Annotated in this window: 8 protein-coding genes; 4 read left to right on the forward strand and 4 right to left on the reverse strand. The window is 63.9% G+C overall.

Annotation, left to right across the window (positions count from 1 at the left end; translation table 11 throughout):
• Window positions 1–245 precede the first annotated feature (245 nt).
• Window positions 246–1157, forward strand: a complete 912-nt coding sequence (gene lpxC, locus ABE493_RS16775; RefSeq protein WP_346500031.1) for a UDP-3-O-acyl-N-acetylglucosamine deacetylase — start codon at window positions 246–248, stop codon at window positions 1155–1157.
• Window positions 1158–1381: 224 nt separating this feature from the next.
• On the opposite strand, the gene ABE493_RS16780 is transcribed toward lpxC, so the two are convergent.
• Complete coding sequence (locus ABE493_RS16780; protein ID WP_346500033.1) at window positions 1382–1816, reverse strand: DciA family protein; 435 nt, start codon at window positions 1814–1816, stop codon at window positions 1382–1384.
• Window positions 1817–1828: 12 nt separating this feature from the next.
• Between ABE493_RS16780 and ABE493_RS16785 the strand changes: the two genes are divergently transcribed.
• From ABE493_RS16785 to ABE493_RS16795, 3 genes are all read left to right on the forward strand, one after another.
• Window positions 1829–2779 (forward strand): M23 family metallopeptidase, encoded by a 951-nt coding sequence (locus tag ABE493_RS16785; protein ID WP_057627480.1) that lies wholly within the window; start codon window positions 1829–1831, stop codon window positions 2777–2779.
• A 180-nt stretch (window positions 2780–2959) separates the two neighbouring features.
• Complete coding sequence (gene secA / locus ABE493_RS16790) at window positions 2960–5671, forward strand: preprotein translocase subunit SecA (protein ID WP_346500036.1); 2712 nt, start codon at window positions 2960–2962, stop codon at window positions 5669–5671.
• Between the two features lie 358 nt (window positions 5672–6029).
• Complete coding sequence (locus ABE493_RS16795; RefSeq protein WP_346500038.1) at window positions 6030–6974, forward strand: Nudix family hydrolase; 945 nt, start codon at window positions 6030–6032, stop codon at window positions 6972–6974.
• 26 nt (window positions 6975–7000) lie between these two features.
• On the opposite strand, the gene ABE493_RS16800 is transcribed toward ABE493_RS16795, so the two are convergent.
• The 3 genes from ABE493_RS16800 to ABE493_RS16810 form a co-directional block, all read right to left on the reverse strand.
• Window positions 7001–7627, reverse strand: a complete 627-nt coding sequence (locus tag ABE493_RS16800) for a DUF4124 domain-containing protein (protein ID WP_346500040.1) — start codon at window positions 7625–7627, stop codon at window positions 7001–7003.
• 46 nt (window positions 7628–7673) lie between these two features.
• Window positions 7674–8504 carry a methylenetetrahydrofolate reductase [NAD(P)H] gene (metF, locus tag ABE493_RS16805; protein ID WP_346500042.1) on the reverse strand — a complete coding sequence of 277 codons (831 nt, stop codon included), beginning with the start codon at window positions 8502–8504 and terminating at the stop codon, window positions 7674–7676.
• Between the two features lie 103 nt (window positions 8505–8607).
• Window positions 8608–9360 carry a COG4705 family protein gene (locus ABE493_RS16810; RefSeq protein ID WP_346500044.1) on the reverse strand — a complete coding sequence of 251 codons (753 nt, stop codon included), beginning with the start codon at window positions 9358–9360 and terminating at the stop codon, window positions 8608–8610.
• Between the last annotated feature and the right edge of the window lie 228 nt (window positions 9361–9588).

Below are 9588 nucleotides of genomic sequence, written 5' to 3' on the forward strand. Positions count from 1 at the left end.
GCCGGCAACGGCGCCGTGGTCCGGGCACGGCTGGCCCTGGGTACACAGCTGAGACGTCGGGGCTGTCCACCCCGGCGGAAATACCATGTCCTTTATCGCCGGGCCAAGGCCGGCCCGGCGATATTTTCGGTACTGGACGGAAGCTGACGGCCAAATTTGGCGTTGCAAAGGGCGCGTGTTAACGCGTGTTATTCTTGTTTGTCCCCCTGGCTGCGCCTGCGCGGCCCCTCCGGCCTTACATACACATGATCCAGCAACGCACTCTCAAGAACACGATCCGCGCCACCGGCGTTGGCCTGCACAGCGGTGACAAGGTCTATATGACCCTGCGTCCGGCGCCGGTCGACCATGGCATCGTGTTCCGGCGGGTGGATCTGGACCCGGTGGTGGAAGTGCCGGCGCGTGCCGACCTGGTCACCGAAGTCACCCTGTGCACCGGCCTGACCTGTGAAGGCGCCAAGATCCAGACCGTTGAACACCTGATGTCGGCGCTGGCCGGCCTTGGCGTGGACAACGTCATCGTTGAACTGTCCTCGGCCGAGTTGCCGATCATGGACGGTTCCTCCGGTCCGTTCGTATTCCTGCTGCAATCGGCAGGCATCGTCGAGCAGGGCGCGGCCAAGCGTTTCCTGCGCATCCTCAAGACGGTGGAAGTGCGCGAGGGCGACAAGGTCGCCCGTTTCGAGCCGTACGAGGGCTACAAGCTGGGCTTCACCATTCAGTTCGATCACCCGATGATCCCGGCCAAGCAGTCGCGGGTGGAGATCGAGTTCTCCTCGGCGGCCTATATCAAGGAAATCTCGCGCGCCCGTACCTTCGGCTTCATGCGCGACCTTGAGTACATGCGTGAGCGCAACCTGGGCCTTGGCGGTTCGATGGACAACGCCATCGTGCTTGATGAATTCCGCGTGCTGAACGACGACGGCCTGCGTTACACCGACGAGTTCGTGCGCCACAAGATCCTCGACGCCATCGGCGACCTGTACCTGGCCGGCGGCCAGGTGCTGGGTGCCTACGAGGGCTTCAAGTCCGGCCACGCGCTCAACAACAAGCTGGTGCGGGCCCTGCTGGCCGACCAGAGCGCCTGGGAATGGGCCAGTTATGACTCACCGGTCGCTGCCGATCCGGTGCTGTACGGCGTCCCGGCCTACGCCTGAGTTCCAGACTGACCAGGTCGTAAGAGAATTGGCCGCAAAGGCTACGACTAGTCCTAATTGTCATCAATTTGTGAACCCCATCGGGGTTCAAGTCTGAATTTAACAACTAATTAACAAAAGACTAACTCCTTCGCTGCATTCCGCGGCTAGGATTCCTGCGGCCTCCAATTATGTCCAAGGGACGTGAAATTGGAGACCGGGGCCGATGAGGTTCCCGGGGGCCTTCAGGATTTTGTGGATTTCACATCCTGCAGGGCGGCCAAGGCGTCGCGCAGTCCTTTATGCGTGACATCGCTTACTGCGGTACTGCGTTGGTCGTTACGCACTGGGGAGTGCGCGGACGCAGTCGCAGTCTTGACGGTCACCCGAGTGGCCTTCAGCCCGATGGATCGGGCCGCGTCGAGCAGCTGGTCTTCGGCAAGCCTTACTTTGGCGTGCCACACCGGCGATTCGACGAGAAAAACGAGGTGTTCGCCGTCCACATTGGCCAACCGGCAACGGTTAGCCAGCGCCGGCGGCAAATGGGGGCGCAATTGCCGGTCCATCGCATCGAGCCACAAGGCCCGGCGCAGCGGATTTCCTGCTTTGTCCGCCATCGCCGCTTCCAGCGCCTGTTTGGGCGCGGAACGGGAACGAACACTGGATTTCGGCTCTGACATAAGAATTCTTCAATGACATTTAAAAAGATCGTAATCAAAACGCGTGAACAGAAGGCTAAGACGCCCTTGTCACGTGTTCAGATGTTTTTCGAGGACCGCCCTCAAGCCCTGTTGGGTAGCGTACTCGGCGTTGGTTGCCTGATGGGCGTGGCGCTCAGCCTGGCCATCGGCATGGTTGGCGACTCGGCCCTGCAGTCCAAGGTCGACCACCAGCAGCAGGAACTGGCCAAGGTACGCGCTGACGCGCAGACCCAGGTCAACGCCCTGGCCGCCCGCCTCGGCGAGCTGCAGGCGCAGGCCACCCGGCTCAATGCCCTGGGTGAGCGTCTGACCCAGATGGGCAAGCTGGAAGACGGCGAGTTCGACTTCCAGGAAACCCCGGGTATGGGTGAAGGCGAGCCCGGCCCGACCCAGGATATCCCGGTGAGCGCGGTAAACAGCGACTTACAGGTGCTGGAGCAGCGTTTTGCTGCTTCAGGCAAGCAGTTGTCGGTGATGGAATCGCTGCTGTTCGATCACCAGCTGGAGCTGAACGCCGTGCCGTCGCGCATGCCGATCCGCAACACCTACATCACGTCCAACTTCGGCGGCCGCGCCGATCCGTTCGGCCGCGGTGCCGGCAACCACAAGGGCATGGACTTCCACGCCCGTGTCGGCGACCCGGTTCTGGCCGTGGCCGATGGCGTGGTCAGTTTCTCCGGGGTGAAGGGCGGTTACGGCAATGTGGTCGAAATCGACCATGGCAACGGCTACAAGACCCTGTACGCCCACAACTCGCGCCTGACCGTGCGTGAAGGCGGGCTGGTGCGTGCGGGCCAGGAAGTGGCCAAGGCTGGCTCCACCGGCCGTTCCACCGGCGCCCACGTGCACTTCGAGGTGTGGCAGAACGGCACGGTGATGAACCCGCGCAAGTTCCTCGGCGAGGGCGGCAACACCCCGGTTGGGCGTCTCAGCCGCGGCTGATGGGGGCCGGCAGGTCAGCCGGCGCTGACTTGTTGCGGGGAGCTTGAAACCCAAGCGTCCGCCCCAAGCTACAATAGGCGTTGCCATCGACAGGGCGCATTGCGCCCTGTTTCGTTTGTGACCGGTGAACCCAGGGGGTGAGCCAGGTCGCACGGCATTTCATTCAAACCGGTTCCTTCAATGATCAACAGCCTGCTTACCCGCGTTTTTGGCAGCCGTAACGAGCGCCAGCTTCGCCAGCTCAACCGTATCGTCGCCAAGATCAATGCCTTGGAACCGGAGATCCAGAAGCTCTCCGATGACCAGCTGAAGGCCAAGACCCCCGAGTTCCGTGAGCGCATCGCCGCCGGCGAAGCCCTGGACAAGGTCCTGCCCGAAGCCTTCGCGGTCTGCCGCGAGGCCTCCCAGCGCGTGCTGGGCATGCGCCATTACGACGTGCAGCTGATCGGCGGCATGGTGCTGCACCTGGGCAAGATCGCCGAAATGCGTACCGGTGAAGGCAAGACCCTGGTGGCTACGCTGCCGGTCTACCTCAATGCGCTGGAAGGCAAGGGCGTGCACGTAGTCACGGTCAATGACTACCTGGCCCGCCGCGACTCGGCGCAGATGGGCAAGCTGTACAACTGGCTGGGCCTGAGCGTTGGCGTGGTCTACCCGGGCATGCCGCACAGCGACAAGCGCGAGGCCTACGGCAGCGACATCACCTACGGCACCAACAACGAATTCGGCTTCGACTACCTGCGCGACAACATGGCGCTGACCCGCGCCGACCGTTACCAGCGTGGCCTGCACTACGCCATCGTCGACGAAGTCGACTCCATCCTGATCGATGAAGCACGTACCCCGCTGATCATCTCCGGCCCGGCCGACGATTCCCCGGAGCTGTACATCCGCGTCAACCGCGTGGTGCCGAGCCTGATCAAGCAGGAAACCGAGGAAGGCGAGGGCGACTACTGGGTCGACGAGAAGGGCAAGCAGGTATTCCTGTCCGAAGCGGGCATGGAGCACGCCGAAGAATTGTTGCGCGAAGCCGGCATCATCGGCGCCGACAACGACAACGGCCTGTACGCCGCGCAGAACCTCACCGTCGTCCACCACCTCAACGCCGCACTGCGCGCGCACGCCATCTACCAGCGTGACGTGGACTACATCGTGCGCGACGGCGAAGTGGTCATCGTCGACGAATTCACCGGCCGTACCCTGGCCGGTCGCCGCTGGTCCGACGGCCTGCACCAGGCGGTGGAAGCGAAGGAAGGCGTGCCGGTACAGCGTGAGAACCAGACGCTGGCCAGCATCACCTTCCAGAACCTGTTCCGCATGTACAAGAAGCTGTCCGGCATGACCGGTACGGCCGATACCGAAGCGTTCGAGTTCCAGAGCATCTACGGCCTGGAAGTGCTGGTCATCCCGACCAACAAGCCGACCGTGCGCAAGGACTACCCGGACCAGGTGTTCCTCAACCGCAAGGGCAAGTTCAATGCGGTGCTGGCGGACATTGAAGAATGCGCCAAGCGCGGCCAGCCGGTGCTGGTGGGTACCACCTCGATCGAAACCTCGGAAATGCTGTCCGAGCACCTGCGCAAGGCCGGCGTGAAGCACGAAGTGCTCAACGCCAAGCAGCATGATCGCGAAGCCACCATCGTTGCCAACGCCGGTCGCCCGGGCTCGGTCACCATCGCCACCAACATGGCCGGCCGTGGTACCGACATCGTGCTCGGCGGCTCGCTGGAAACCGAATTGCAGGAGCTGGGCGAAGAGATCAGCGCCGAGCAGAAGGCTGCGGTCAAGGCTGCCTGGCAGGAGCGTCACGAAGCGGTCAAGGCCGCTGGCGGCCTGCACATTGTCGGCACCGAGCGCCACGAATCGCGTCGTATCGACAACCAGCTGCGCGGTCGTTCCGGTCGTCAGGGTGACCCGGGTTCGTCCCGCTTCTACCTGTCGCTGGAAGACAACCTGATGCGCATCTTCGCCTCTGACTGGGTGCAGAAGGCGATGCGCATGATGGGCATGAAGGAAGACGACGTCATCGAAGACCGCATGGTCAGCCGTCAGATCGAGAAGGCCCAGCGCAAGGTGGAAGCGCACAACTTCGACATCCGCAAGAACCTGCTCGACTTCGACGACGTCAACAACGATCAGCGCAAGGTGATCTACGGCCAGCGTGATGAGCTGCTGGACGCCGAGTCGGTCAAGGAAAACATCGACGGCATCCGCGGCGACGTGATCTACGACCTGGTGACCCGCTTCGTGCCGCCGAACTCGGTGGACGAGCAGTGGGACCTGCAGGGCCTGCAGGCCACGCTGGAAGGCGAATATGGCGTGGAGATGGACGTGGTCGGCCTGGTCAAGGCGCACGAAGAACTCGACGCCGAAGCCATCGCGCAGAAGGTCATCGACTTCATGGACGCCCACTTCGCGCAGAAGGAAGCGGCCGTTGGCGCCGAGACCATGCGCGCACTGGAGAAGCACGTGATGCTGACCGTGCTCGACCAGAGCTGGAAGGAGCACCTGGCGCGCATGGATTACCTGCGTCAGGGCATCTACCTGCGCGGTTACGCGCAGAAGCAGCCCAAGCAGGAATACAAGAAGGAAGCCTTCGAGCTGTTCTCGGAAATGCTGGAGAACGTCAAGCGCGAAGTGATCACCATGCTGTCGCGCGTGCGTGTGCGCAGCGAGGAAGAAGTGGCGGCGATGGAGCAGCTGGAGCGCCAGCAGGCCGAAGCACGCCTGCAGATGTCGCAGTTCCAGCACCAGGACAACGGCGGCTACAGCGCCGACGAGGAAGCGGCGGAAGTGCTCGACGAGGCCAACGCGCCCAAGGTCGGCCGCAACGACCCCTGTCCGTGCGGAAGTGGCAAGAAGTACAAGCACTGCCACGGCCAACTGAACTGATGAAAAGCCCCGCCAAGCGCGGGGTTTTTTTTAAGCATTGCCCCTGTAGTGCCGAGCCATGCTCGGCAGAGGCATTACCGGTGAAGCCCCCTGCCGAGCATGGCTCGGCACTACCGGTTGGGCTTTGTGGGAGCGGCGTTAGCCGCGAAGCTGATGAACTTTCCGACGCATCGCTGGCAAGCCCCCTGCCGAGCATGGCTCGGCACTACCGGTGGCCAGCTTGTAGGAGCGGCGTCAGCCGCGAAGCCGGTGACCTGTCCGATGCATCGCCGGTAAAGCCCTCGCCGAGCATGGCTCGGCACTACCGGGGCTCAGCGAACGATTGCACCAACCGCCCTGTTTTCGGCATGCTCAGGCCATGACATCCCCTTCACGCTCAATCCACGTCGTGGCCGCCGTCATCACCGACGCGCGCGGCCGCATCCTGCTCAACCGGCGCACCGGCGACAGCGATATGGCCGGCCTGTGGGAATTCCCCGGTGGCAAGCGCGAGCCAGGCGAAACCTCCGAGCAGGCGCTGATCCGCGAACTGCGCGAGGAACTGGGCATCGAGGCCGAGGTAGGCGAGTGGGTGATCGACGTGCCGCAGATCTACCCGGACAAGCGCCTGCGCCTGGAAGTGCGCCGCGTGCAGCACTGGAAAGGCACCGCGCGCGGCCGCGAAGGCCAGGCCATCACCTGGGTGACGCCGGACAAGCTGTCGCGCTATTCGATGCCGCCGGCTGATCTGCCAGTGGTGGCGGCGCTGCGCCAGCCCTGCCACTACCTGGTCACTCCCGAACCGGGCGAGAACGAGGACGCCTGGTTGGCGTCGCTGGAAGGTGCCATCGCCAGTGGCATTCGCCGCATCCAGCTGCGCACGCCGCTGGCGGCACGGCGCGAAGCGCTGGCCAGAACCGTGGTGGAGCGCTTCGGCAAACACGTTGAAATACTGCTCAATCGCGATATCGCGCTGGCCCGTGAGCTGGGCGTTGGCGTGCACCTGGGCAGCGAGCAGCTGCTGCAGTTGCAGGCACGGCCGTTGCCGGAATCATCGCCGGTGGCGGCGTCCTGCCATGACCTGGCGCAGCTGCAGGCGGCACAGCAATTGGGCTGTGATTTCGCCGTGCTGGGGCCGCTGCAGGCCACCGCCAGCCATCCCGGTGCCGCCGGCCTGGGCTGGGACGCATTCGTCGCGCTGCGCGAGCGGGTTTCGCTGCCGATCTACGCGATTGGCGGCATGGGCGTGGGCGATGTTGAAGCCGCGCGTCGGCACGGTGGCCAGGGCGTGGCGGCGATCCGCGCGCTATGGCCGCAGAGTTGAGCCGCTGAAGGCAGTACGCAGCACTCTTACAGCGTGATCCAGAAGCAGTTGTATTGGCGGCGCAGATGCAGGATGGTCCGCGTCGGCGTGGCGCTGCGTGGCAAGGTCTGCTCCAGCCGCAAGGCGATGGGGCGGCGCGGGCCGGTGCGCACATTGGTGATGACATGCACCTGTGGATCAGAGTTGTTGTCGCCGTCCTGGGTGGCATCGACCGGCGTGCCGTCGGTATAGGTGAACGGTTCGGTGGGCGCCGGCACGTAAGCGGGTTCTTCCGGGAATACCGGTGCGATATCTATCAGCGGCCGCTGGACGATTTCATCCAGCCGGTCCATGACCCGGGTGGCGGCGGCATTGGAAAGCCCGTTCCACAGATAGATGCCTGACAGACGGTTGGGGTCGCGGGCGTCGGCCGCCGATTGGATCTGCGCGACCAGTTCGCTGAGACGCCGCGCGCAGCTGTCGCGATATAGCCCGCTGCCGCCGGCGGTGCGCGCGTTGGGCAGCAGGCGTGCGCGCGCGCCCATCACTTCGCAGGGTTTGTCGCCGTAGACGGTCTGGCCCTGTGAATTGGTGCAGCGGTTTATCTGCTGCGCGCGCGCATTGAACACCGCCAGGGCGGAGCAGGTAAGCAACAGGAGCAGCAGCAGGCGCATCGGCCAAGCGTAGCGGTTGCCCGAGCGCGCAGGAAGAAAAAATTGCTCAGCTGCGGCAGAGGCGATCGAGCACGGCGTTGGTAGGCTTGGCCAGATTGAGCGTATAGAAATGCAGCGACGGTGCGCCACCGGCGATCAGCCGTTCGCACAGCCTGGCAACCACATCGGCACCGAACTCGCGCACTGCCTCGGCATCATCGCCGAAGGCCTGCATGCGCTTGCTGACCCAGCGTGGGATTTCGGCACCGCACTGCTCGGAGAAACGACGCAGCTGGCTGAAATTGGAGATCGGCATGATGCCGGGGATGATCGGCACTTCCACGCCCAGCTTGCGCGCGGCATCGACGAAGTGGAAATACGCATCGGCGTTGTAGAAGTACTGGGTGATGGCGGCATCCGCACCGGCATCGATCTTGGTCTTGAAATGCCGCAGGTCGGCCAGTGCATCGCTGGCCTGCGGATGGGTTTCCGGATAGGCGCCCACCTCGATGCGGAAGGCATCGCCATGTTCGGCGCGGATGAAGGCGATCAGCTCGGAGGCGTAGCGCATGTCACCGGGGAAGCCCATGCCCGAGGGCAGGTCGCCACGCAGGGCAACGATGCGCTTCACGCCGATGGCGCGGTACAGCTTGAGCAGCTCGCGGATCTCCTCGCGGGTACCGCCGACGCAGGACAGATGCGGTGCCGCCTGCAGGCCGTGGTGCTGGTTGAGGTGGCGCACGGTCTCGGAGGTATAGCTCAGGGTCGAGCCACCGGCACCGAAGGTGCACGACACATATTCAGGCGCATGCGCCTTGAGCTTGGTGGCGGTGCGGTCCAGCTGGGCACGCTGGTCGTCGGTCTTGGGCGGGTAGAACTCGAAGCTGATCGCGGTCATCGGAAACGGCCGGCTGTGACGGGTTGCCGGCCATTATATCTCTCTATCAAGATGGATGTTCAATTGTTTCAGGCGAGACGGGAATCAGCTGGCGGAAAGGAGCTCAGAGGGCCAGGCGGGCAGGGCGCTGCGGCAGCAGGGCGATGCAGGCAACGATCGCCAGCAGCAGCACGGCCGAGCCGGCATAGCGGCTCAAGGCCAGGCCGCCATGGTCCAGCGGTTTATCGAGGAAGTCGCCCACCACCGCGCCCAACGGCCGGGTCAGAATGAAGGCGGCCCAGAACAGTGCAGTGCGCGAGATGCGGGTGTTGGCGCAGAGCAGCGCAACCAGCGCTAGCAGGCCGCCGAACAAGGCAATGCCGCCGCCATAGCCCAGGCCTTGGGTATCGGCAGCCCAGTCGCCCAAGGCGGTGCCCAGGGTCTGCGAGAAGGTGATGGTGAGCCAGTAGAACAGCTCGCTGCGCGGCGAATCGATCTGGCTCACAGAGACGCTGCCGGTGCTGCGCTGCCATACCAGCAAGGTGATCAGCAGCAGGCCCAGCAACAGCGTGGTGCCGCCGGTGTAGCCAATGCCCAGTGAGCGATCAACGCAGTCGGCCAGGGTGGTGCCGACGGTGGTGCTGGCGACGATGGCGAACCAGTAGATCCAGGGGCGGAAGTACGGTGAGCGGATCTGCGCGAATACAGCGCCGGCAAAGATGGTGGCGAACAACACCGTGCCCAGCAGGTAACCCAGGTTCATCGACATGGTGACCGCGTCACCGCCCACTTCGCCCAAGGTGGTGGCGAGGATCTTGATTGCCCAGAAGCCAAGGGTGATGGCGGGAACCTTGCTGAGCGTTTCGCTGGTGGACATGGCGGTTTCCGCGCGGGTGTGTGGCTACTGTCGAAGGACAGTTGTCGGAGTCGCGTCGTAGACAGGTGTGCGGTGAGGTGAGGGTTCATGCCCGTTGGAGCAGACCGCAGCTTGCGCCCCCTCCCTTTCGCGTAGCGAAGGGGAGGGCTGGGGAGGGGTTGGCTTTTGACTGGGTAGAGCCGAGCCATGCTCGGCTAGGGCTCTACCAGGAAAGCCCCTGCCGAGCAT

Source organism: Stenotrophomonas terrae, from assembly GCF_039674165.1.
GTDB classification, from domain to species: domain Bacteria; phylum Pseudomonadota; class Gammaproteobacteria; order Xanthomonadales; family Xanthomonadaceae; genus Stenotrophomonas; species Stenotrophomonas terrae_A.